Source organism: Acinetobacter dispersus (genome assembly GCF_009884975.1).
GTDB classification, from domain to species: Bacteria; Pseudomonadota; Gammaproteobacteria; order Pseudomonadales; family Moraxellaceae; genus Acinetobacter; species Acinetobacter dispersus.
In genome coordinates, this window is the sequence record NZ_CP041970.1 from 2,346,767 (window position 1) to 2,369,065 (window position 22,299).

General features: G+C 40.0%; 23 protein-coding genes. 2 read left to right on the forward strand and 21 right to left on the reverse strand.

Translation table 11 applies throughout. The annotated features are described in order from the left end of the window. Positions 1-8: 8 nt before the first annotated feature. The 8 genes from FPL17_RS10690 to rpe all read right to left on the reverse strand — a co-directional run bounded on the left by FPL17_RS10690 (position 9) and on the right by rpe (position 6,501). Positions 9-497 carry a methylated-DNA--[protein]-cysteine S-methyltransferase gene (locus FPL17_RS10690; protein ID WP_159884975.1) on the reverse strand — a complete coding sequence of 163 codons (489 nt, stop codon included), beginning with the start codon at positions 495-497 and terminating at the stop codon, positions 9-11. A 17-nt stretch (positions 498-514) separates the two neighbouring features. After that, positions 515-832: a DMT family transporter gene (locus FPL17_RS10695; protein WP_159884977.1), complete on the reverse strand. Its 318-nt coding sequence runs from the start codon at positions 830-832 to the stop codon at positions 515-517. 169 nt (positions 833-1,001) lie between these two features. Beyond that, complete coding sequence (locus FPL17_RS10700; protein ID WP_159884979.1) at positions 1,002-1,547, reverse strand: hypothetical protein; 546 nt, start codon at positions 1,545-1,547, stop codon at positions 1,002-1,004. A gap of 1 nt (position 1,548) precedes the next feature. Continuing rightward, complete coding sequence (locus FPL17_RS10705; protein WP_159884981.1) at positions 1,549-2,049, reverse strand: cobalt transporter; 501 nt, start codon at positions 2,047-2,049, stop codon at positions 1,549-1,551. Between the two features lie 82 nt (positions 2,050-2,131). Continuing rightward, positions 2,132-3,025 (reverse strand): copper resistance protein B, encoded by an 894-nt coding sequence (locus FPL17_RS10710; RefSeq protein ID WP_159884983.1) that lies wholly within the window; start codon positions 3,023-3,025, stop codon positions 2,132-2,134. After that, entirely contained in the window at positions 3,012-4,949 is a 1,938-nt protein-coding gene (locus tag FPL17_RS10715; RefSeq protein ID WP_159884985.1) for a multicopper oxidase domain-containing protein, read from the reverse strand. The genes FPL17_RS10710 and FPL17_RS10715 overlap by 14 nt, the downstream gene beginning before the upstream one ends. A 76-nt stretch (positions 4,950-5,025) precedes the next feature. Next, a complete protein-coding gene (locus FPL17_RS10720) occupies positions 5,026-5,445 on the reverse strand; it encodes a hypothetical protein (protein WP_159884987.1) in 420 nt (139 codons plus the stop codon). Between the two features lie 369 nt (positions 5,446-5,814). Further along, positions 5,815-6,501: a ribulose-phosphate 3-epimerase gene (gene rpe, locus FPL17_RS10725; protein WP_159884989.1), complete on the reverse strand. Its 687-nt coding sequence runs from the start codon at positions 6,499-6,501 to the stop codon at positions 5,815-5,817. Between the two features lie 180 nt (positions 6,502-6,681). On the opposite strand from rpe, the gene FPL17_RS10730 reads away from it, so the two are divergent. After that, positions 6,682-6,960, forward strand: coding sequence for a DUF2218 domain-containing protein (locus FPL17_RS10730; protein ID WP_151716067.1), 279 nt, complete (start codon positions 6,682-6,684; stop codon positions 6,958-6,960). A 28-nt stretch (positions 6,961-6,988) separates the two neighbouring features. Here the strand turns inward: FPL17_RS10730 and fghA are convergent, their stop codons facing one another. The 7 genes from fghA to FPL17_RS10765 form a co-directional block, all read right to left on the reverse strand. Continuing rightward, positions 6,989-7,834, reverse strand: coding sequence for an S-formylglutathione hydrolase (fghA, locus tag FPL17_RS10735; protein WP_151716068.1), 846 nt, complete (start codon positions 7,832-7,834; stop codon positions 6,989-6,991). After that, positions 7,803-9,248 (reverse strand): C13 family peptidase, encoded by a 1,446-nt coding sequence (locus FPL17_RS10740; RefSeq protein WP_159884991.1) that lies wholly within the window; start codon positions 9,246-9,248, stop codon positions 7,803-7,805. The genes fghA and FPL17_RS10740 overlap by 32 nt, the downstream gene beginning before the upstream one ends. A gap of 203 nt (positions 9,249-9,451) precedes the next feature. Continuing rightward, the gene (locus FPL17_RS10745; protein WP_159884993.1) at positions 9,452-10,261 is read right to left on the reverse strand and encodes a class I SAM-dependent methyltransferase; all 810 of its coding nucleotides are present in this window, start codon (positions 10,259-10,261) and stop codon (positions 9,452-9,454) included. After that, complete coding sequence (locus FPL17_RS10750) at positions 10,261-11,082, reverse strand: undecaprenyl-diphosphate phosphatase (RefSeq protein WP_159884995.1); 822 nt, start codon at positions 11,080-11,082, stop codon at positions 10,261-10,263. Before FPL17_RS10750 ends, FPL17_RS10745 begins: the two co-directional genes overlap by 1 nt. An 8-nt stretch (positions 11,083-11,090) precedes the next feature. Continuing rightward, a complete protein-coding gene (gene tsaB / locus FPL17_RS10755; protein ID WP_151716071.1) occupies positions 11,091-11,789 on the reverse strand; it encodes a tRNA (adenosine(37)-N6)-threonylcarbamoyltransferase complex dimerization subunit type 1 TsaB in 699 nt (232 codons plus the stop codon). A gap of 131 nt (positions 11,790-11,920) precedes the next feature. After that, the gene (locus FPL17_RS10760; RefSeq protein WP_167248366.1) at positions 11,921-12,448 is read right to left on the reverse strand and encodes a gamma carbonic anhydrase family protein; all 528 of its coding nucleotides are present in this window, start codon (positions 12,446-12,448) and stop codon (positions 11,921-11,923) included. 24 nt (positions 12,449-12,472) lie between these two features. Next, positions 12,473-13,087 carry a CoA pyrophosphatase gene (locus tag FPL17_RS10765; RefSeq protein WP_162180579.1) on the reverse strand — a complete coding sequence of 205 codons (615 nt, stop codon included), beginning with the start codon at positions 13,085-13,087 and terminating at the stop codon, positions 12,473-12,475. A 121-nt stretch (positions 13,088-13,208) separates the two neighbouring features. Between FPL17_RS10765 and FPL17_RS10770 the strand changes: the two genes are divergently transcribed. Beyond that, the gene (locus FPL17_RS10770; protein ID WP_159884997.1) at positions 13,209-13,757 is read left to right on the forward strand and encodes an NUDIX hydrolase; all 549 of its coding nucleotides are present in this window, start codon (positions 13,209-13,211) and stop codon (positions 13,755-13,757) included. A gap of 40 nt (positions 13,758-13,797) precedes the next feature. Here FPL17_RS10770 and filF read toward each other — a convergent pair whose 3' ends face one another. The 6 genes from filF to filA form a co-directional block, all read right to left on the reverse strand. After that, positions 13,798-15,756, reverse strand: a complete 1,959-nt coding sequence (gene filF / locus FPL17_RS10775; RefSeq protein WP_159884999.1) for a putative pilus system protein FilF — start codon at positions 15,754-15,756, stop codon at positions 13,798-13,800. Positions 15,757-15,779: 23 nt separating this feature from the next. After that, complete coding sequence (gene filE / locus FPL17_RS10780; RefSeq protein WP_159885001.1) at positions 15,780-17,054, reverse strand: putative pilus assembly protein FilE; 1,275 nt, start codon at positions 17,052-17,054, stop codon at positions 15,780-15,782. Then, on the reverse strand, positions 17,054-18,718 hold the full coding sequence (filD, locus tag FPL17_RS10785) for a putative pilus system OmpP1/FadL family transporter FilD (RefSeq protein WP_171519544.1): 1,665 nt from the start codon (positions 18,716-18,718) through the stop codon (positions 17,054-17,056). Before filD ends, filE begins: the two co-directional genes overlap by 1 nt. Positions 18,719-18,733: 15 nt before the next feature. Next, a complete protein-coding gene (filC, locus tag FPL17_RS10790) occupies positions 18,734-19,879 on the reverse strand; it encodes a putative pilus system protein FilC (protein WP_159885005.1) in 1,146 nt (381 codons plus the stop codon). 45 nt (positions 19,880-19,924) lie between these two features. Continuing rightward, entirely contained in the window at positions 19,925-20,758 is an 834-nt protein-coding gene (gene filB, locus FPL17_RS10795) for a putative pilus system C39 family peptidase FilB (protein WP_159885007.1), read from the reverse strand. Positions 20,759-21,166: 408 nt separating this feature from the next. Further along, a complete protein-coding gene (filA, locus tag FPL17_RS10800) occupies positions 21,167-22,174 on the reverse strand; it encodes a putative pilus system protein FilA (protein WP_159885009.1) in 1,008 nt (335 codons plus the stop codon). Between the last annotated feature and the right edge of the window lie 125 nt (positions 22,175-22,299).

Genomic DNA, 22,299 nt, shown 5'->3' on the forward strand with positions numbered 1-22,299 from the left:
TCCATGAACTAAGCAGATTTACTTTGCTCTAAACTGAGTAGAATCTGCTTCTTATCTAGACCACCTGCAAAACCCACCAAAGCCCCACTCGATCCAATTACCCGATGACACGGCGCAATAATCGAAATCGGATTCTTACCATTGGCGGCTCCAACAGCACGTACCGCTTTTTCATTCCCTAACTGAATAGCAATGTCTTTATAACTACGTGTTTCCCCATAAGGTATGCTCAATAAAGCCTGCCAGACTTGTTGCTGAAATGCAGTGCCTTGAAAATCAAGTGGTAAATCAAACTGCTGACGTTGCCCTGCAAAATATTGTTCTAATTGTTGTTTGACACGATGCAGCATTGGATGCTGACGATCCTCAATCAGCTCAGAAAGCCGCACCCGTTTATGGTCTTCATTGTCCCACATCACGGCGACAAGTGCCTGATCGTGAGCAACCAGTTTTAATGCACCCACAGGAGAATCCATGTACATATACATCAGTTGCATCACGCTCTCCTCAACCATTAATTTGATGATAACTTCATCAATACTAGACCCGAAACAATTAAGACTGCTGCGATCATGCGCATAGCCGTCATCGGTTCATTCAAGATCAAAATGCCGACAACAAATGACCCAATCGCACCAATTCCCGTCCAGATGGTATAGGCCGTTCCAAGTGGAAGTGCCCGCATCGACATCGAAAGTAATACCACACTTAAAATCATGAAAACAATGGTCACGATACTTGGCGTTAACTTGGTAAATCCTTCAGACATTTTCATGGAATATGCCCAAATAACTTCAAAAATACCTGCCAAAATTAAAATTGCCCATGCCATTTTATTACGCTCAACTTTATCGAGTGTTGGGTCGTCCCAACGTAATTCTTTCGAGGGAGGTCGTCCTCCTAGGTGCGGTAGTGTACTGTGGAATTTTAAAAATATGTGATTTGTTCTGTATCCATATTGACTAAGTTTTTGAAAACATGAAGTTCTTTATTTAATTCGACTACTGCCAGACAATTTGATCGACCCGCATCAACTCACACGCGCCATTGCCCGTATCTTCTCGAGATAAAGAGCTTTTCCAACGCCAACCATCTTTGGCCTGAATCTCAATCAATGAGCCTTTTAAATACACCAAATCATCTTGTTTAATTTTTTTCATTTGTGCTGCAATTGTGGCATTGGCAGGCACCAGATGCATATTGGCACTGTGTGTTGCAATCTGCCGCAGTGGAATGGGTGGCTCATGATCGATAGACCAACGATACCAACGGTTACTTTGGGAAATATCAATTTGTTTGTAGACCTGAGGATTGGCCATTTCACCCCAACCTACGGCAATATCCATAGGAGAAAACTCAGCTTCACGCCCCAAGTTATAGTCTTCTCTGGAAAGCACACGGAATGAACCTTCATAATTTTCTAATGCCACAACTTGCACATCTTGCTGAGTCGTAATCTGACTGATATCAGGTGTCGGCTTAATCCATTTTGTCCACAGCATCCAACCGAGTGCAATCACCAGCAAGCCATACATCCATCTTGGCATGTTACTTATCCTGTTTATTTTGTAAGGCGCTTATCCATTGCTTAAATCGCGCTAAAGCAGTTGAAAAGAACTGCTGAATCAGGCTTAAGACATTTTCATCTTGCTGCTGATATTTATTCTGAGCGACATGTTGTTTTGAGGTAGCCAGTTCCAAAGGTTCATAATGCGGCATGGTTTGTTGTAGTTCCGCACCAAGATTCAAACGCTGCAATGCTGCCGTAACCTCTGAAACAGGGTCTTGATGATAAAGTGCTAAATGTCGTGCTTCTAAATCAATACAGTGCTCAATCAATAGCTCTGAAAAAGGGATTAATGCTTTCCTCACCCGCTGTGCTTCTACAGGGCTGCTCATATGCGGAATATAATAAAAACTCACATTCATACTGCCATCAGCAGGAATCAGCTCAAGTTGAGATAGAGACGATCTCTCCGTTTTTTCTTTCAGATGGGCATGCGAGTTTGTTTTATCTGTTATTGCATTGTGTTGTTGTTCTAAAGCCATTTATGCACCATGAATGACTCAAAAAAGATACTGTTAGTATAAACCAACAGTATCTCGAAAAAATGACCTTTTAAACAAAATATCAGAACTTTAGCGAAAGGCCAGCACCATAGACCCAACCCGTTTTAGAGTCACTGGCGGTTTGCCAATTGGTCTCTTTACGCCCTTTACTATAGCCATAACCAACATCAATAAAAGGCATGACTCGATTCTTGACGATTTCATAACGGGTTTTAATCCCTACTTCAGCATCAGCAAGACCGGTTTTGGCGGCATACTTGGACTCATCTCGAATGACCCATTCCATTTCCAGATAAGGCTGCATAATCAACTTTTGAGTCAATAATAAATCACGCTCAGTTTCCAATACAAAGCGCCATTGCTGATCCTGTCCGAAATAAACATGCGCATCTGTTTCAAAGAAATAAGGTGCCATACCATGTAAACCGACAACACCTTCGAATTGTTCCTTATCTAACTCTCGCTCAGCGTTATAACGGTAATTCACACCTGCCTGTACATCCCAGAAATCAGCAATATTACGACTATAGAGTGCAGCAAGACTCTGTTCAGATTTTTCTGATTCAGCCTTGGCATAATCCGCAGTGATGAATAGTTTATTTTCATCAGTTCCCACCCAAGTTTTTAATTTGGACTTGAGCGTGCCCTGCCCGTCTTCATCAAGCAACCATTGTGTATCGAACTGCGTCGCCTGATAAATTTGCCCACCATGCTCCTTGTAATGGTCAGCATGTTCATCTTTATTTTGTGTCTGCACAGAAACAGTTGAATTCTGATGTTGCGAATGTTCCATAGAAGTATTCATTGGCATACTAGATTGGACTGGCATATCCATTTGCATCATCTGATCATGTCCATGCGCATACGCAAATGCACTCAAAGAACTAACCACACCACCCATCGCAAGTAATTGCGTATAACGCTTCATTTTCGAAGATAGCTTAGTGATTTGCATGGCTCACTCCTTGTGAAGATTGAACAGGTGCTGCTGGTACTGCTTTACTTTCATCAACATTGGCAACAATCAACTTACTCATCATCCCTGCACTCATGTGATACAGCAGATGGCAATGAATTGCCCATTCGCCTAGTTCATCCGCAGTCAATAGAGCTGTAACTGTCTTGCCTGGCGGCACAATGACGGTATGCTTATTTGGCATATCTTGTGGAGCCTGACCATTTTCCAACTGCATAAACATGCCATGTAAATGCATCGGATGCGCCATCATGCTGTCATTGACAAATTTCAGGCGGATACGTTCACCATAACGCACGGTTAACGGCTTAAAGTCAGGATCACTAAACTTCTTGCCATCAATGGTCCAGATATAACGCTCCATCGTTCCCCCCAGACGAATCACCAGCTCACGCTCTGCAGGACGGCTATAGCTTTCTGGTTGGGGTTGTAATGATTTCAAATCTGCATAACTTAAAGCTTTATGGCCTGCTGGTGTTGCAGCATTGGCCCAACCTTGAACTGTATCTGAATTTCCTTTTTCAGGAGAAGCCGCCATCTGGTGTTGGCTATGATCTGAGCTTATTGGAGCAGACATGTCCATCTGAGCATGTGCACTGTGATCCATATCTGCCATGTTCATTTGCTCATGCGAGCTATGATCCATTTTCGACATGTCCATTTTTCCATGCGAACTATGCTCCATCGCTGCTTGTTGCATCGGTGTAACCTGAGCTTTGTCCTGTGGCATCTGATGCTGACTATGGTCCATATTAGTCATCTTCATTTTCTGATCTGAGCCATGATCCATTTTGCTCATATCCATCTGACCATGCGAACCATGATCCATGCCCATATCTTCCATCGTCAATAGTGCACGTGGACGCGCTTTAGGGATCTGAACCTTTTGCGTATTCGGAATCATGCTATTGTGCAATGAAGCAATTGCAAATCCAGAACGGTCAATTGACTCAGCTTCAATTTGGTAATGAGCCTGTGTAGGTTCTACCAACACATCATAGGTTTCCGCTGTGCCAATTCGAAACTCATCCACTGGAACAGGTTTTACTGGCTGACCATCGGCACTGACCACGGTCATTTTTAAGTTAGGAATACGTACATCAAAAAAAGACATTGCTGACGCATTGATAAAACGCAAACGAACCTTTTCACCTGCATTAAAAGCGCCCGTCCAATTCTGCTGTGGTGTCTGACCATTGACTAAGTAGGTATAGCCCGTAACATCAGACAAGTCTGTTTTCAGCATTCGCATCTGATTCCACATCGAGCGGTCTTGCCAAGTTGCTTTTAGGCCTTGCTGCTTCACCTGCCTCCACACATCACCAACTGTTTCACGTTGGTCCTGATAATGTTCAGCAGACTTTTTCAGATTGGCCATGATCTTGTCACTTTCCGTTTCATGGAAATCCGACAACATCACCACATAATCACGCTGTGCTTTTTCATGTGCAGCAACAGGTTGCTTGCCTTTCGGATAAATGACCAAAGCGCCATACAAGCCATCCTGCTCTTGTCCTTTACTATGCGCGTGATACCAATAAGTTCCGTTTTGGCGAACTTTGAAACGATATTCAAAACTACCATTCGGTTTAATGCCTTTGAAACCGTTAAAACCGGGCACACCATCCATCAAACCAGGTAACAACAATCCGTGCCAATGCAGTGAAGTGTCTTGATCTTTCAATTGGTTATGCACATGAATGACCGCTTCATCGCCTTCTTCAAACTCCAAAAGCGGTGCAATAAATTTACCGTTTACAGTGATGCGTTTGACGGGCTTACCAGTCACATTCACCGTGCCTTGATTGATATTCAGGTGATATTCTTTAATTGCAGCCAAACTATAAGGTGCAAACAATAGGCTTAAGCTAGCAATGACACCAGCATATATTTTTGAGGACATGATATTTTTCCTAATCTGTTAACTTTTCAAATTGCTCGTTTCTCTGAGATATAGAGAAACAGCCTGTAAAGACAGATCAGGTTCTAGGAGGGCGTAAAATCTCTTGCCAATAGCCAGCAAGATGTCGAGCCTGATAGGCCGTATTAATATGCGTACTGAGCTCTAGAAAGGGTGAAGAGGACAGACTTGGTGTCTGTTGATCCACAGCAAGATTAACCGTTTGGCAATGTGAGGAACTATTGCAGTCCTGACAGTGCACACTATCTTGCATCATTCCCTCATGACATTTCACAGAATTACCCGAATGGGCATGTGGCATTTGATGATGTTGATCCATCATTTGCTGGTCATGACAAGACATGGTTTGAAGTGTTGTAGATGTCGTTTGATCAGATTGAAGGCTTTGAACTGCTGCAACAGCCACACTGCTTCCCCCGATGAAAAATATCATCAGGAATACAAACCACAGATGTTTGTATTGCTTGCGCAGTTGCACTTAATGTTCCTTGCTTCAATCATTAAAAATTAATTTAGTCTGCTTAGCATAATTTCTTTTATGGTTATACACAATGATCTGAGTGTTTGAATTTCGATAAATTCATCGCCAAGCTGCCACAAACTGCTGTTTTATCAAACAAATCGCCACTTCGACATCGGTGGGCAAAAATAAAGCAAAATGAAGAAGTTAATGTACAAAAAAAGGACAAAAACTTGTCCTTTTTTCATCATTTTGTTGTGAATATAAACAACTGAAATCATTTTGTTTATTTTAACAACATCTTACCCACCTGCTTATCAACATGGTTATCCACCCAGTTATAAACAAAGTTATCCACAAGCTTATGTGAAAAATAGGATGAAAACACTAAACTTCTGTTGCACCAACTTTTGCCAACTCTGCACGCATTTGGTCAATCACAGTTTTATAATCGGGTTGACCAAAAATCGCTGAACCTGCAACGAACATATCAGCACCTGCTTCGGCAATTTCACGGATATTTGCTGGACCGACGCCACCATCAACCTCTAAACGAATATCACGACCACTCGCATCAATAATTTTGCGTGCTTGACGAAGCTTTACCAAAGTCATCGGAATAAATTTCTGCCCACCAAAACCAGGGTTTACGCTCATCAATAAAATTTGATCCACTTTATCTAAAACGTAATCAAGATGATGTAATGGCGTTGCTGGATTGAAAACCAAACCTGCTTTCGCACCACCAGACTTGATTAACTGCAAAGAACGATCAATATGATCCGTTGCTTCGGGATGGAAAGTGATAATGTCTGCACCTGCTTCCAAGAAATCACCGATCATACGATCAACTGGTGAAACCATAAGATGCACATCAATCGGTGCTTTGATACCATAATTTTTCAGTGCCTTACAGATACCAGCACCAAAGGTTAGGTTTGGCACATAGTGGTTATCCATCACATCAAAATGCACAACGTCTGCACCTGCAGCTAGAACTTTTTCTACATCTTCACCTAAACGTGCAAAATCAGCAGATAAAATCGAAGGCGCAATTAAATAAGGCTTGGACATGGACGACCTGGCAAACTCTGAGAAAATAATGCCTTGATTATAACAAACTTAGACGGCCTAAGTCTGTTACAAAGTCATTATTACGGCATTGCAAACTTGCAACACCACGTTGCATCTAGGCTATTTTTATCTCTTGCAGGCTTTGCTATGTTAATCGTTAGAACAAGAGGACGACTTTGAATGACCAATAGCAGCACTAAAATCACCACAAATGAAGGAAAACGGATCAGTAAACGTTTAGTGAATCACTGGAAGCATAAATTTGAAGTATCAGAAACTGAGCTGCATTCAAAAATTTTCATGCCGACAGCAACCGTGACGCTTACGCCACATGAACAGCACTTAGATGTGCTGATTGAAAATCAGCAAGAAGATGTTGTTCGTCTAGAACAGGTAGTTATTGATCATTTAAATCGCATGGCACAACAAGAGTTTATTGTTGAATGGCAGCATCATTAAAAAAAGAAGCTCATATGAGCTTCTTTTTTTAACCTGCAACTTTTTCCAGTTGTATGGCATGGAACTGTAAGTGGTCATCAATAAAACTTTGAATAAAGTAATAACCGTGGTCATATCCCTTATGTAAGCGCAAAGTCAGATGTTGCCCGACATCCAAGCAGGCCTGTTTAAACTTTTCAGGGTTTAATTGATCATAAAACTGATCATCTATACCTTGATCAATCAAAATTTCATCGAAAATTCGGCCGTTTTGTTGAACCAATGCCGTCGCATCATGCGCTAACCATTGTTGTTGATCTGCTCCTAGATATTGGCTAAATGCCTTTTCACCCCAAGGGCAAATACTTGGTGCACAAATCGGCGCAAAAGCAGAAACTGATTTAAATTGGTCAGGATATTTGAATGCTAAGGTCAAAGCACCATGCCCACCCATCGAATGTCCAAAGATACCAATTTGACTTTCGATGATTGGAAACGCTTGTAATACATGGGCATACAGTTCATCTACCAAATAAGATTCCATTTGGTAATGCTCTGCCCAAGGCTGTTGCGTCGCATTGATATAAAAACCTGCTCCCTGTCCAATATCCCAATGATCCCCTTGTGCAACACCCTCACCGCGTGGAGAAGTATCAGGCGTAATCAAAATCAGACTTAATCGAGCAGCCATCCGTTGGGCATGTGCTTTGATGGCGAAGGTATCTTCAGTACAGGTTAAACCCGCAAGATAAAACAAGGCTGAACATGCTTTTCCTTCTAAGGCAGCAGGTGGCAAATATACCCCAACCTTGCTTGTCCCTTTCAGATGTTGAGATTCAAGCTGATAAATCCGTTGCTCGCCCTCAAAACAACGATTTTTTTGCAGTAGCTGCATGTTCATCATCCTGTGTTTTTGTAATATCTGTGGTTGCTATATTCTGTGATGGGAACAAATACGGCTCCAGCTGCGGTAGCATGAGTTCCATATTACGTCCCATTGACCATTGTGGTTCAGAAGGCTCTACACCTTGTGCCATCTCCCACTTAGTCACCGTTTGTTTGGCTTGCTCAAACGCTTTTTTCATTGAATATTGTTCACGCATTGCCAAATCAAAGAATGCTCGACCAAAATAAGTATAGTCTGCTTCATTATTACAGCCAAACGAGGTTTTATCCGCAGCAGAAGCCGTAATAATTAAAGTATCTGGTGATTGTAATGCTGGAATAAAGCTACCTGAATAACAAGCTGAAATCACAATCACACGCCAACGAATTCCAGATTTATCTAGTGTTTCTCTTAACCATTTTGGATCAACTTGACCTAAATCCAAGGGCGCATTTTCAATTTCAAAATGATTGCGTTCGCCATGTGAAGTCATATACAGAAACAACACATCACTATCACGATTCATTTGCTGACCAATACGGCGTAAAGCCAACTCCATACTGGTTTTAGATGCAATTGGTACCTCTAAACGCGTCGCAGGATTATTAATCAGCATAATAGAACGACCAAATGTTCCAAAACGCGTATCAAACTGTTCTCTTATGCGCTCAATTTCAGATTTAAACACATCCACATAGCTATCACCCGCCACCCCCATAAAATACCAATGGCTTTTGGCGATATCACCATATTGAATTTGATCAAGTGCTTTATCCAGTAAATGACTTTGTGCATAGAAAGCATCTTCTGCAAAACTAGGCGGTGTTTCTTCGACTTTCCAAATCGGCTGATCTTTTACTGAAAGTTGCCAAACCACCATGGTCGCAATGGTTGCCACAAAAACCAAAGCTCGTTCCCACCACGGCCAGTTTAAGGCACGTGAAAAAACCCAAATGACAGCCAGACTTTGCCAAACAAACAACCCAACAAATAATGGCGGTAAGAAACCGTTATAAATACTATCAGGAATAAAGTTGAGATAACCGTTTGAGCCAAGATATTGAATGATGCATTGTAAAAGCAGAATATTGGTATCGAGTACTAACCACAACAATGCAGGCACCAACATCAAACGCGGTTGGTTCATACGTTGTGAAAGGAAAATACCCACAATGAGGGCAATAAAGGGCCAAAGCGCGTAACCAATCAAACCTTGCGAGTTAAACTCTCCAACTTGACCTGCCACTAACCAGCTATACAAAGAGTTGGTACAGCCTCCGAGAATACCCCAGATAATCAGTTGGGTAATCGAGGGATGAACGATCTGTAAGGAACGACGAGACCCGAGGAACAACCACATTCCAGCAATTTGGTTACTTTTAAAATCATGCCAGATATTGATGGAGGGTTTAAGGTCTATCATAAAATTCTTCGGGAGTTTCTCTTTTCAAGCCTAAACTGAAAATATGCCATTCTAATAATTGAATGGACAGTACTTTTCCTAAAAAACGCGATGCGCGACTGTAGTGTAAGCTCGACAAGAATTTTTTAGCAATCATGCTTTTGCACTATATCACAAATCTTTACTGAGCATTGACGCAAGCCAAACAATCATCTCATTCTGAGTTAAATTTTACCTTTTGGAAAATATGCATCAAAACGACATGCATCACCAAGCCATTGATGATCAGGCGTTTGATCTGCCAGATAAACAGCATGTCTTGGGCGTTTCACAATCACGCGCTTGGCAATCTGTTGAGCCAAATGCAGTAGCTGATCACCTAAATCCATCTCGCCATCTTCAGGCAATAACATATGCAATAATTGCATCTGCTTTTTGACTTGTGCCTGTTTTTTTACTGCCTGTTGATTCTGATCACGCTGCGGGAACATTGGATCTAAATACACCACATCCACTTGCTCGCCTTGCTGACCCAACTGCTGTAAATAAGCATTTGAATCTGCAAAAATCAGCTCAATTCGCTGCATAGATGTTTGCAGGAAAGGATCTTGCTCAGCTTGAGCTTTACTATATTCCAGTAACACAAACAGAATTGGATGACGTTCAACCAAACGTATATCCGCGCCAAGATAGGCCATGAGTAAACTATCATGACCTAAACCAGCAGTGGCATCAATCAAGCTTGGTTTCTCACCCAGTTGGCAGGCTCTAGCAATCATTTCAGATTTTAAACTGGCTCTTTTTAGACGAGGAATTTCAGCACGCCAATCAGGTTGCATTTTCATGCCATTGGCAGCGAGACTGAGTCCATCCTCATCCAAAATCAATGCCATGTCAGGATTCAAACGTAAAAAACGTGCATTAATCTTTTCTACAACTTGCCCATTGAGCTGTACATTCAGCTCAGCCAAACGTGTTTGCAATTGCAGAAATTGCTGCTCACATTCCGCTGGATACCAACATCGTATTTGCATTACCAATGCACCCAACCTGTCCACCATGTTGCCAAAATAAATAAGCCAAACACAATGCGGTAGTATGCAAATGCGGTGAAGTCATGCTTAGAAACATAACGAATCAAAGCGCGAATCACCACCAAAGCTGAAACAAAGGCAACAATGATACCGACAGCTAACACTGTCATATCATTACTGTGCAACTCATGACGCATCTTGTACATATCCAGTAAGCCTGCACCCATCAGCACTGGAATCCCTAAAAAGAAGGAAAACTCAGCTGCCGCTTTGCGCGATACGCCTAAGAATAATGAACCAATAATGGTCGAACCTGAACGAGAGGTTCCAGGAATTAAAGCCAGACATTGGATCAAACCGATTAAGGTTGCTTGTTTAAAGCTGAGATCATCCACTTCTTGAGTGACAATCTGATGTGGGCGACGCTCTGCCCATAAAATAATAAAGCCACCGACAATCAAGGCGATCGCAACAGTAATCGCATTAAATAAATAAGCTTTGACCACATCACCGAAGGTCAAACCAATAATCACAATTGGAATTGAGGCAATAATCAGGTTCAGGCTTAAACGGCGGCCTTGCTCTTGTCCCGTGAGTGCGCCAATCAATGCCCCCCACAATTTACCCCAATATTCATAAATGACTGCGGCAATCGCACCAATCTGAACAGCCACGGCAAACATATCTCTTTTTTCAACAGTCCAAAAATCCAGCAATTGGCCTGTTAAAATCAAATGTCCTGTACTTGAAATCGGTAGAAACTCAGTAATCCCTTCTACCAAGCCCATGATCGCTGCTTTAAATAGCAATAAAAGATCCATAATTAACCTTAATTCGCCTTACCTTGTTCTGGAATTTTTTTCCAAGCATCATCACGCAAGTACACTGGCAATGCATGTTCAGCATCTACCCATTTTTGTTGTGCAGCGTAAACGCGTGCAATCGCTGCAATATCCTGTGCTGTTGCCTTGATGTCTACATTTAACGTGTGCGCATTGGAAGCCGCTTCTGAGTCTATTTCAGTTGGCTTAATTAATTCTGAACCAGAACCAATTACGGTAAATTTACAATAAGCTGCTGCTTGCTCATAACCTAATAACTTTTCATCATCAATCGCCTGCATCATGCCCTGCTCATCCAAACTGAAATTGGCAATATAGACTTCTTGCATACGTGCATCGAGAACAGCAGTTACCTGTTTTAAGCCGTTAAGACGATAGGCCGCCTGTGCCAAAGCCTGTAGACTCGATACAGGAATCACGGGTAAGTCCTGCGACCACGCGAGTGCCTGCGCCACAGCCGCATTGATGCGCACACCACTGAATGAACCCGGGCCACGGCTAAATGCAATTGCAGTTAAATCCGCCAATTGAGTTTCCGTTTGTAGTAAAGCTTGTTCGGTTAAAGGCAGAATCGTTTGGGTTTGTGCTTTAGTCCGCTCATCCAACTGAAAATACAGCTCTTGAGTATCATCAATTAATGAAACCGAACACTGCTCATTTGCAGTTTCCAATGCAAGCAACTTCATGCAAAAACCTTAGCGAAAAAGAGATAAAAAACGTCGAGTATCATACTCCACTCAAACGCGATAGGCGAGTTATTGTCTTTTTATCGCCATAAAAAAGCCAAGCATAAACTTGGCTGATTAAACTGAATTGATTAAAACTGGAACGGCTCTAAATCTAAGAAATTTTTATAATGTTCGGCATAATGCAATGCACTTAAGCGTAATCGCGCAGCTCCCTGCTCATCCAACGTTTTCACCACTTTACCCGGTGATCCCATCACCACAGAATTATCGGGAATCACTTTCCCTTCAGGAATCAGTGCATTCGCACCAATAATACAATTCTTGCCAATCACAGCATTGTTCAAAATCACGGCATTCATACCAATTAAAGAGTTATCTCCAATCGTACAGCCATGCAACATCACCTTATGTCCAATCGTGACATATTCGCCAATATTTAATTCAATACCCGCATCGGTATGCAGCACTGCATTTTCCTGAATATTGGAAAAATTACCAATTCTTATCACACAATTATCGGCACGAACCACAGCGCCAAACCAAATACTTACTTGACGACCCAATTCTGCTTGACCAATTACTGTTGCTGTTGGAGCAACCCAGCCATCCCAAGGTTCATGTAACGCTTTTGGACTCAATCCCTGATAGGTATACATCATGATCAGTAACTCTTAAAAAAATTAGAATTTAGATAAACCAAAATGAGGTGGATTCACCAAGAATGGCCAATTTTTTTGATAGCCCAATCCATATTGAAATAAAGAAATTAGCATACGAGCCGTAAGTCCCCACACAATTTCACTTTCTACCTGCATACTTGGAAAATAAAGCGACTGTCGTGCCAAGCGAACTTCATACGGCAAAGGAGGTGCATCCATCAACTCTTGTAATGGAGCAAAGAAAATTCGATCAATTTCTGTAGGTTGAGCGATTAAATCGACTTGAGCAGGGATTAATCCCACAATGGGTTTGACAGATAGGCCACTCCGCGCACGCTGTATAGGTAAATCACCCAAAAGTTTGACGTCAAATGGATTCAGCGCAGTTTCTTCCTGAGCCTCGCGCAAAGCAACCACGATATTACTAGTATCACTTGGATCACGTTTTCCACCAGGAAAAGACACCTCCCCCGCATGTTGAGACAACTGCATAGAACGGCGGGTCAGTAAGACTTTCGGTTGAATTTCTTGGGTAATTGCAATCAAAACCGCAGCATCCGCCTGCTGGATTCGTTTGGAAAAACGCAACCGTTGTTGTAAAAGCTGTATTAACGATGGTTCTTCCATATGACTCATCTCTTTTTCTCTTTTTTCCTTAATCAACATCATAGCCGAATTTTTCAGTGCAATCATAGATCATGATGCGAAGTCATCAAAATTCAGTTATGCTGAGCTATCTCTACGGCCGATGATAATTATGAGCTTTTGCGTTGCGTGTGGACATCAAACTGAAGCAAAAATTCCAGTAGGTGATCATAAATCACGACTTGTCTGCACTCACTGTGGCAACATTCACTATGAAAATCCCAAGGTCATTTGTGGTGCTTTGGCACTATGGGATGATAAAGTTTTGCTATGTCGTCGAGCAATTGAACCTCGCTATGGGTTATGGACTTTACCTGCAGGTTACATGGAACTCTTTGAAACCATGGAGCAAGGCGCTGCAAGAGAAACCCGTGAAGAAGCCGAAGCAGAAGTTGAGATTGAACAACTGTATTGTATGTACAATATTCCACGTATTGGGCAAATTTATGTTTTATTCAAAGCACAATTAAAACAAGGCTTATTTGGTGCTGGCGAAGAAAGTATCGAATGCCGTTTGTTTGAAGAACATGAAATTCCTTGGACGGAACTGGCTTTTCCTAGTGTAGAACAAACACTTAGACATTATTTTTCTGATCGTAAAAGTGGTGAATTTCCAACACATTTAGAAACCCTAGGAACACGACTAGATCATACTGGCTAAATAAAAAAGACCGCAGGAGCGGTCTTTTTTATTTCTTGGACTAACCTTTTATCTTAATTGCATTACATGCAGGGATATTTTGATCTGCAACTTTTATCGTTACCGTACCAGAATATCTTTTCGCTAGCTCTCTCTCTTCATCTGTTGGAGCAATATAATCTTTCTTATCAGTTAACTTATCATATGTGGTATTATAGATTAACTGTTGCGCAGCATATGTATTAGACCAAACAACTGTATTATTACTAAAGTTTGTTAGATTAATACCAGATGGTTGGCCCGCTAATAAATTATGAATATTAATCTTGGCACCAGTTCCTTGGCTTAGGTTTAAACCGAATATCGCACCATCAACTGTACCAAATGCAGGATTTGATAAAATCATTCTTACAGTAAGTGATTTATCAGCAGTACTAAACTCAGTTGCTGCTGTTGTACCAATACGATATTGGATTTGATCATTACTATCAGTAATAGTCCCATCAGAATTAATAGACTTTACAGTACCACAAATACCTGACTTATCGGTGGTCGTCGCATTCGCTTTTATATCAGTCCGAATATCACCGTGCTCATCAATCACAATCCCTATATCAACGGGTTCAAATTTAGTTTCTGCAAACTTAAATGTTAATGTTGCATATAATGGAAATATATATGTTTGCTTAGAATCAACATTTACTTCTGTTTTAAAAATATCTTTTGACAAATAACTTGCTGGACTAAATCTAAGTATATCGATCCTTCCCTTATAGAGTTGATCATCGATTCTTTGTTCCCACATACCTAAAAGACTATTATCAACTGTATCTGTTTGCTTTAATCCCATTAACTGTCGATAATAAGGTGCAGTGCCAGCAATGGTATTACCATTGATCATTTTCCCTTGCTTAATTAATAAGTTTTCAGCAACATTATTACTTGTACTAAGATTTAATCCCCTATCAGTATCAATCGCCTGACTAATAGGATTAAACCAATTATTTTGAGCATTTAATTGCATTTTTCTAGGTTTAACTTTCGTCGTTAGTATAAATGGTTCACGAACTAAATTATTCGCTATTGTAGCAGGTCCTCGCCACTGTTGACCATATCCAAAGATATACCCTTGACGATCAGATAAAAGGTAAAAGCTCCCCATAGAATGCAGTAAATTATTTTTTTCAGTTACGCAAGTTGAATAATCTTCTTTATTGCAACCAAAAAAACCTTCTGGTAAACCAACATTAATATTTTCTGCCCCAGTTTCACCGGCTTTTAAAACTGGTGCCTCTGATAGCCAAACACCTGTATTTGACAAATTTATTGACTGTATTAGCAATCTTAGTGCAGTCTCATCATTAATTTGATCTAGGTTCAGCCACGGTTTTAGAATACTGATATATTCACCAGAAATGAATTCAGCTGTCCCGACATTTTTTGAGATACGAACCAATTGATCTGCTTTTTCTTTGGTAATCTCAGTTGGTTGAATATCACCAATAACATTTGAACCTTGTTCAACCCCTATAACTTGGGATATTTTAACCAAAGCGATAGCAACTCTAACCGTATCATCATTAATACTCAATGATGTTGGTACTTTCCCTGTAGCTCCCATTGCAATATCAAGTAATCGAATAAATGGTGGCGTTGCCGTTTTTGATTTAGCGATATTTTCAAGTTTTACGGTTCCAAGGCTAATTTTTTTTGCACTTTCACCCTGAATATAAAATGTGACACTATCGCCTATTTTACATGCGCCAGAAACGGAGTTACTATCTACCTTGGTTACGAAGTGATTTACCGTATCACTGCTACAATCAAAATTTAGACCCGCGATCGGATAATCCATTACAAACTGCAAACAATCAGAAGCTTTAATATCACAACTTGTACTTGAGGTAACACCAATTCCACGTGTTGGATCTTCATTAGTATTTGCTCTCTCACCACCACATCCATTTAGAATGAGCGTTAATGCAGAAAGTGTAAACGGCAATAATATTCTTTTATTCATGCTTAACTATTCCTAATTTCTCATTACTGTAAAACTGAAAGTTTTACCTGTCCTTGATTTGAAAGTTCTTGTTCAGAAACATCAACTGCCGAAGCTAATGGTGTCATCATCATATATCGTACATGTTCTGGTACTTTAAGCACACCTTGAATTGCCGTATGTTGCAATACAGTTGCCGTAGTTTTATTACTTTTAAAACCACTAACCCCTTCCGCTATACAACCGTTTTCATCCAGAAAAACAACCAGAGGCCAATAATAGACAGGCTTGTCATTACTCGAAGCATATGAATCAATTTGTAGATATTGAATTGAAGAGTCCAGTTTAACTACTTCATATTCAAATTTTTCTTTAAGCGGTTTTCGCGGCCACAATCCAACATCCTTATTCATGGATAGCGTTTTTATGCTTTTTTTATAACCCTCTAAAAAGCAACGATCATTTTCAAAAGCAGATTTTAAGTCTTCGCTAGATAAACGAACATATGTCCCAGATAGTACTATAGGCGCAGTTGACTGCTGTGTTCGATTGAAAAGTTTATCTAAAACTGAACGGCTCACTCCCTTTTTCCTTTCTACAGTTTCCATCCGCCCTGAACCATCTGGCATAGTGTAAAATCGCTTCTTACCCTCCACATTAAACTCTTGATTTTCTAAATACTCATTACTGACATAGTCAACACCATCAACCTGACTAAATCCAGCCAAAACACGAGTGTCTTTAGTTTGGGCTATGTTTGTTTGCAGTACTTGAGATTTATCTACAGCTGCTGGTTTACTTTCAAGGATTGGTTTATCTATCACTGAAATATTCGTTGTTACTTGTTGAGTTACAGTTGGCTGTTCAATTTTAGCAGGGAGTTTTTTTCCTAAAATAGTATAAACTTCTGTCTTGTTTTTAGACGAAATATTAGATTTCTCAATAACTTTTGGAATAACAATCGGTTGCGATTTTAAAGATTCAGCTTGCTCCTTTTTTTTGACTGTATCGAGCTGATTTTTTTTAGACTCAAATTGTTTCAGATCATCTGTTTTTTGCTGATGAAGTGGCAGTGAAAGCTTCTTCTCAGTTTCATTACTTTGAATAACAGGTTGAGGGAGTTTTTCACTATTCACTTGTTGTATATGCTTATTAGGCTCTGGTTCTTTTTTTGAAACGTTCATAGGCACAACCATTGGACGACCATCTGGGCCAATAATCGTATAGAAACCATCTGCGTAGACAACCGAGATACTTGCAATCATTAAATATAGATAGGAGATTACAAGTCTTGGTTTAAGGAACATTTTCTTTTGCATTACCATCTAGTTCTGTAGTTAATTCCAAGTAAAGTGACTTTTGTATTTGTTTTCACATTCAAACCCGCATAAGGATTTAATAAAATATTATTTACCCCCGTTTGGTTTGAAAGGCTACTTGTATTTGCAGGAATATCATCACGACTGCGTAAAAAACCGAGTGATAAATCTAAATCGGTATCCTGATCAAAACGATAGCCAATACCTAAACCAAATAATTGCGCATTATTAATTGGTACCATCGTATTTCGTTTATCATCAGGGATCGAGCTTGTACGTGGTTCATAACCCATACGTAATTTCAAACGATCAGTTGCGGAATACTCAAAACCAATTCCCCAACGCCAAGATGACTGAAATTTCAACGGTAAAGAAAGTGAACGATCTGTTACATCCGCAGATAATAATTTAGCAACTTTTAACAATGAAATTTGTCTATCAAACTCAAACTTAAACTTATCCCATGCCGAAAAGTCCGTCCAGCCTAAATCAAAATTGACTTGTAAATCTGGTAAAATCTTGTACTTAATACCAGCTTTAAAATGCTGAGGGTACTTAAAGTCCATTGCCAATAAACCAGACTCTGTCTCAGGAGCATAGCCAGGGAAACCAAGAATTGCGGCAAGGATTTGTCCTGTTGCAGATGAATTTAGACCAGCAATTAATTCACGTGGTGCATTCGCGACATTGATTAAATACTTACCATGTAAACGCATTTTAGCTTCACTCTGATAGACCATCCCGAAACTAAAATCATCAGTTGGTTCCCAAAGTAAACCTAAGTTATAACTTGGGCTGAGCGATTGTTCCAATGAAACATCTAGCGAACCCACTTTATTAAAAGGATTCATCCCTTCTTTTGCATTACACATACCAAAAAGAAGAAGGTCTGTAATAATATCGCCATTTTCCTTAAATGGTCCACAAACGACCTCATCAACCATACGTAGTACCCCTATAAGTTCATTGGGGAAACGTAAATCTGTTTTCATAGCAATGGCTTGATAAGACATACCAAAAGAAGCACCAAGATAGAGCTGATCATTAACTTGATAACCAAAGGAAGGTGATAAATAAGTAATACGCTCTAGTGCAACTTGTTGCCCCATATAATTACTCGGATTACCATCTTCCGCACCAAAACCAGCAACAAGCGGTGCGTATACGGCTGTTGCATAAGTCACTTTTGAACCTGGTGGTTTATAGGAAATCCCAGCTGTCGGTGCAACTAAAGGAGAATTAGGCCCTAAATCTACAATTTTCTTTAGAATAGGCACATAAATGCTGGCATATTCAACATCACCATGTACTGTTCCTTTATAATCTGTACAAACATTAGCATCAATTTCAGGCCCATCATTACAAACAAGAGGGTCATCAGAATAACCAAAAACGTTATAACCTCCAGGCGCTGAATAGTCTCTTTTGATTGCAAAGTTAGCTAAAATCCCCTGCACATCTGTTTGTAGTCCGTCCAATTTAGCAAGTGCCGCTGGGTTAAAGTGAACCGCGCTAATTCCTGGAGGATCTGCAGTTACTGCATTTCCTAATGCCAAAGAACGCAAATCTACGGATAAGTCTTGTCCAAGTTGTGCATGACTAGCACCTGATAGTCCAGCAAAAAAAACTGCTATCGTTAATGGACATAATTTAAGGTTCCTCACCATTATTATATCTCCTTAACGAATTTTTTTACCAAAACCTATGATATCAAGCGGGAATGACAAACCGAGTGAGACATCTGGTGCATCTTCAGTTAGGCCAATTCCTACAGTACCATTTACAATAGTCTCAGGAGAAACTCGCACCCCTAAAGCAAATGACAACATTGCGCTACTTTGATCAGCAGATTGATAGCTCGAACTATCTTTAAAATAGAATTTCGCCCCTGTATTGAAGCTTTGTTGATATGACATGGTCAAAGACACATCATAGTTAAAGGAATAAGCAAAACCAAAAGAGAACCCGCCACTTAATCCTGGGTCAAAACTTTCTAAAGTTTTCTCCCCACGAGCCTGATTCAATCCAGACTCCTTTAAACCATAACTCGTAGAAACTGAAGCAAATAGCACTACAGGATCAATATATTTACGAGTACTAGCGCCAGCCCCTACAGAGTAATAACCTTTACCCGTTGATAACTCAGTAGCACCGACCTCATAAGGGCTATCCCCTGTTTTAGTGGATAGGCTCCCAAACAGCACTAATGGCAAGCGCCCTTGTTTTAACGGAAATGGTTCCCAACGTGCACCAAAATTGATATCTCCCAAACCAGCCGTTGTTTGATCGTTCAACAAGTCTTTCTTTGCTACAAACGGAACTGAAGTAGACAAAGTCAAATTATCCAATAATCCATACTGAACAGTAAATGTATTGGTTAATGTATGATTGGCATCTTCCTCCACACGTAATCGGGTCAATGAACTATTGTTATCATTTAATGCCAAATCGAGGCGACTATCACGATAATAGGTATAATCCAAATCATAATAAGACGAAAAAATACCTTTTTTAATTAATGAGTATTGTCGCTCATTTGAAGTAAATACTTCTTGTAAATTTGTTTCCTGTGTAGCATCGGTTTCTTTTTTCTGCAATGCGCTTGCGGCTTGATCTGCTTGACTATTCTCGGTAACTGCATTGGTCCCAGTACTTGGTACTGCGGAGTTTTCCGTTGTGGTATTCCCCTGTACCTCAACTACAGCCTGATCTGCTTCAGACTTAACAGCTTCAGCAGTTGTTTGTGATTCTGCTGCGTAAAGTGTTGATGTGATCGCGCTTAAACTTAACGCTAACACACTCATATTCATCCATGTACGATTCATTTTACTTTGCATCCTATTACATTAATTTTACTGTTTTTTCTAAATTCACTTTCGCTTGTAATATAAGCGCATATACGTCGTTATCGGTTGATTATAAGTTGCCGATTTAGGATCTGAGTCTAATACTCGACGCATTGTTGAAGCTTTATCTGCTAAACGTTCGAATTTCTGCGTTGGGAATTGAATTTCAGCAAGGGCATATCTGTTTACTGTTGCATCTTCAACGTGACGCATATCTGAATCTTGAAGTGCTAGTAAGCTTTTCTGATACTGTTGCGGAATATCGACGATAAACAAGGTATTATTATCCCAAATCTCCTTGAATCTAATTTCGTCAAAGCTAATATTGCCTAATGCAGGATCAGCAACATAAACTCGCCCATCTTTATATGCTTTATATACAACAAAATGTTTAAATCCCGCATAAGTAATAGGCACAATTGCGGGTTGCTTTAAGGCGGTAAGATCTGAAAACTCTCCACGATACCCCCCACTATTAATCCCCAAAGCGGAGACAAAACGCTTCATATCCAAGAGTGAAAAACTACGACGCTCGATGATCCGTTGATACTCACCGTATTGAAGTAGACCACTCATTGTTTGTTGTTCTGTTAATTTTAATCCACCGTAGCCATTTAAAAGTGTAGTCAATGCTGCTGAACCACAGCTATAGTCATACGCTTGGCGTACAATCCCCCTAAACTGATCTTCTACGGCCGGTTTGATCACCACTGCTTCACGATGATTTCGCGTAAAAGAAGGATAACGAGAATCCAAAGTTTCTGTATAATAAACAGACCCCTCTGGTTTTTTTTCTATTTCAAAGGCTTGCGTTGTAAAGTAATACATCAATGCCGAGCCTAAAGCGATCTCTAACATAAGTCTCTTTTTCTAACAATGGCAACACTTGCCTTATTCGTTTTATTTTTAGTGTCTACGACACTCCATCCCTGCCTGTTGAAGATAACGTTTTTTATAAGAAAAAACACCTTTTTTTTAGTTATTTTTGACAGAATGTTATTTTTTTTATTATTACATCTACAAATTGACAAAAATCACCCTTAAAAACACACTTCTATAACACAAGGTTGTTTTATTATTTTTAAAGTTTGATGAATTTTTATGTCTTTTTTATAAAATTATTTATGTTGCTGGCATAATATAACATCGGTAAACCGCCATAATTAGCATCACTTAAAATTAAAATTTTTCTCCAACTTTGTGATTACACAATATATGTAAAAACAAAAAAAGCGCATAAAGCGCTTTTTTTGTTTTGGTAACTGATTAGTGACCAGAAATCGTGATTGCAGCGCCTTTGATATCACCGCCCGCTGTATGCGTTGGGTTGTAATAAGTTTGTAAGCCTTGAACTTCTACATCACCAATTGCGTTCGTACCACGAGTAGTAGCTGAACCACCGTTTTTACTACCTAAATACACACCATTGATATAGATATCTTGTGCAGTTTTACCACCAACAATTTGTAAATAACCAGCAGTTGCATTGGTTGCACCTGATTTACCGACAACACTGATATCAGCATCAACAGTTAAGTTTTGACCAGTCGCATCAGCAACTTTGATACTATCAATGTGAATTTCACCAGCAGCACGGTTGGCAGCTGAAGAACCATCTTTAGTACCCAATGCAGTTGAGTTATCAAGAATACCTAAATTCTTAATTTCTAAACCACCAATCATTGATGTATTTAACTTGATCATTGCACCTTGTGGAGCCGCACCAAGTTGAACATTCGCAGTCATTTTACCAGTTGTTAAACTTAAACCAGATAAAATCGCATTTTCACTACCAGTTACAGCACCACGACGAACACTTGTTGCACTTGCAGTACCTGATTTTGCAACGCTAATTTTACCGATATTAATATTCAAACCAGAAACATTAGCCGCTACGTTCAAAAATGCACCATTTGTGCCTGTACCAGCATCAGTATCAATCACAAGGTCAGCTAAATTTAAAGTAGGTAGAAGTTGAGCTGTGTTTGCACTAATTACAACACCTTGAGTTTCGTTAACATCACCAGCAATGCCGTTACCAGAGATAACAATCGCACCTGCAGTAGCCGTACCACCTGCTGGTCCAACTGCCAAACCATCATTATCATGAATTAAAACTTTTTCAATCTCAACTTTAGAGATACCGATACCGATATTGATACCGTCTTGACCTGTTGCAGCGCTTAGTGCAGCATCATCCATTGACTGCATAGCCATTGCATTTGCGCTAATCGCCATTGAAGAAACTAAAGCTAGTTTAGTAAACATTTTCATTGAGCACTCTCCCAAGAGCATTTATTTTTTGACTTACACTACTCTAAACTGTCCACGGTCGTTTTATTCTTAAATGACAACTTGAACTTCCAATCCTTGAGTAGTTCGCTTAGCAATTACTAAAT

Excerpts from the sequence above, each read along its gene's own strand:
- filA (WP_159885009.1), bottom strand. The coding sequence starts at position 22,174 with ATGAAAATGTTTACTAAACTAGCTTTAGTTTCTTCAATGGCGATTAGC.
- FPL17_RS10730 (WP_151716067.1), top strand. The coding sequence starts at position 6,682 with ATGACCAATAGCAGCACTAAAATCACCACAAATGAAGGAAAACGGATC.
- FPL17_RS10740 (WP_159884991.1), bottom strand. The coding sequence starts at position 9,248 with ATGATAGACCTTAAACCCTCCATCAATATCTGGCATGATTTTAAAAGT.
- tsaB (WP_151716071.1), bottom strand. The coding sequence starts at position 11,789 with ATGAAGTTGCTTGCATTGGAAACTGCAAATGAGCAGTGTTCGGTTTCA.
- FPL17_RS10695 (WP_159884977.1), bottom strand. The coding sequence starts at position 832 with ATGGCATGGGCAATTTTAATTTTGGCAGGTATTTTTGAAGTTATTTGG.
- filF (WP_159884999.1), bottom strand. The coding sequence starts at position 15,756 with ATGAATAAAAGAATATTATTGCCGTTTACACTTTCTGCATTAACGCTC.
- FPL17_RS10715 (WP_159884985.1), bottom strand. The coding sequence starts at position 4,949 with ATGTCCTCAAAAATATATGCTGGTGTCATTGCTAGCTTAAGCCTATTG.
- FPL17_RS10765 (WP_162180579.1), bottom strand. The coding sequence starts at position 13,087 with ATGAGTCATATGGAAGAACCATCGTTAATACAGCTTTTACAACAACGG.
- rpe (WP_159884989.1), bottom strand. The coding sequence starts at position 6,501 with ATGTCCAAGCCTTATTTAATTGCGCCTTCGATTTTATCTGCTGATTTT.
- FPL17_RS10690 (WP_159884975.1), bottom strand. The coding sequence starts at position 497 with ATGCAACTGATGTATATGTACATGGATTCTCCTGTGGGTGCATTAAAA.
- FPL17_RS10750 (WP_159884995.1), bottom strand. The coding sequence starts at position 11,082 with ATGGATCTTTTATTGCTATTTAAAGCAGCGATCATGGGCTTGGTAGAA.
- FPL17_RS10710 (WP_159884983.1), bottom strand. The coding sequence starts at position 3,025 with ATGCAAATCACTAAGCTATCTTCGAAAATGAAGCGTTATACGCAATTA.
- filE (WP_159885001.1), bottom strand. The coding sequence starts at position 17,054 with ATGCAAAAGAAAATGTTCCTTAAACCAAGACTTGTAATCTCCTATCTA.
- FPL17_RS10700 (WP_159884979.1), bottom strand. The coding sequence starts at position 1,547 with ATGCCAAGATGGATGTATGGCTTGCTGGTGATTGCACTCGGTTGGATG.
- FPL17_RS10770 (WP_159884997.1), top strand. The coding sequence starts at position 13,209 with ATGAGCTTTTGCGTTGCGTGTGGACATCAAACTGAAGCAAAAATTCCA.
- filC (WP_159885005.1), bottom strand. The coding sequence starts at position 19,879 with ATGAATCGTACATGGATGAATATGAGTGTGTTAGCGTTAAGTTTAAGC.
- FPL17_RS10745 (WP_159884993.1), bottom strand. The coding sequence starts at position 10,261 with ATGCAAATACGATGTTGGTATCCAGCGGAATGTGAGCAGCAATTTCTG.
- FPL17_RS10705 (WP_159884981.1), bottom strand. The coding sequence starts at position 2,049 with ATGGCTTTAGAACAACAACACAATGCAATAACAGATAAAACAAACTCG.
- FPL17_RS10760 (WP_167248366.1), bottom strand. The coding sequence starts at position 12,448 with ATGTATACCTATCAGGGATTGAGTCCAAAAGCGTTACATGAACCTTGG.
- filB (WP_159885007.1), bottom strand. The coding sequence starts at position 20,758 with ATGTTAGAGATCGCTTTAGGCTCGGCATTGATGTATTACTTTACAACG.
- fghA (WP_151716068.1), bottom strand. The coding sequence starts at position 7,834 with ATGCAGCTACTGCAAAAAAATCGTTGTTTTGAGGGCGAGCAACGGATT.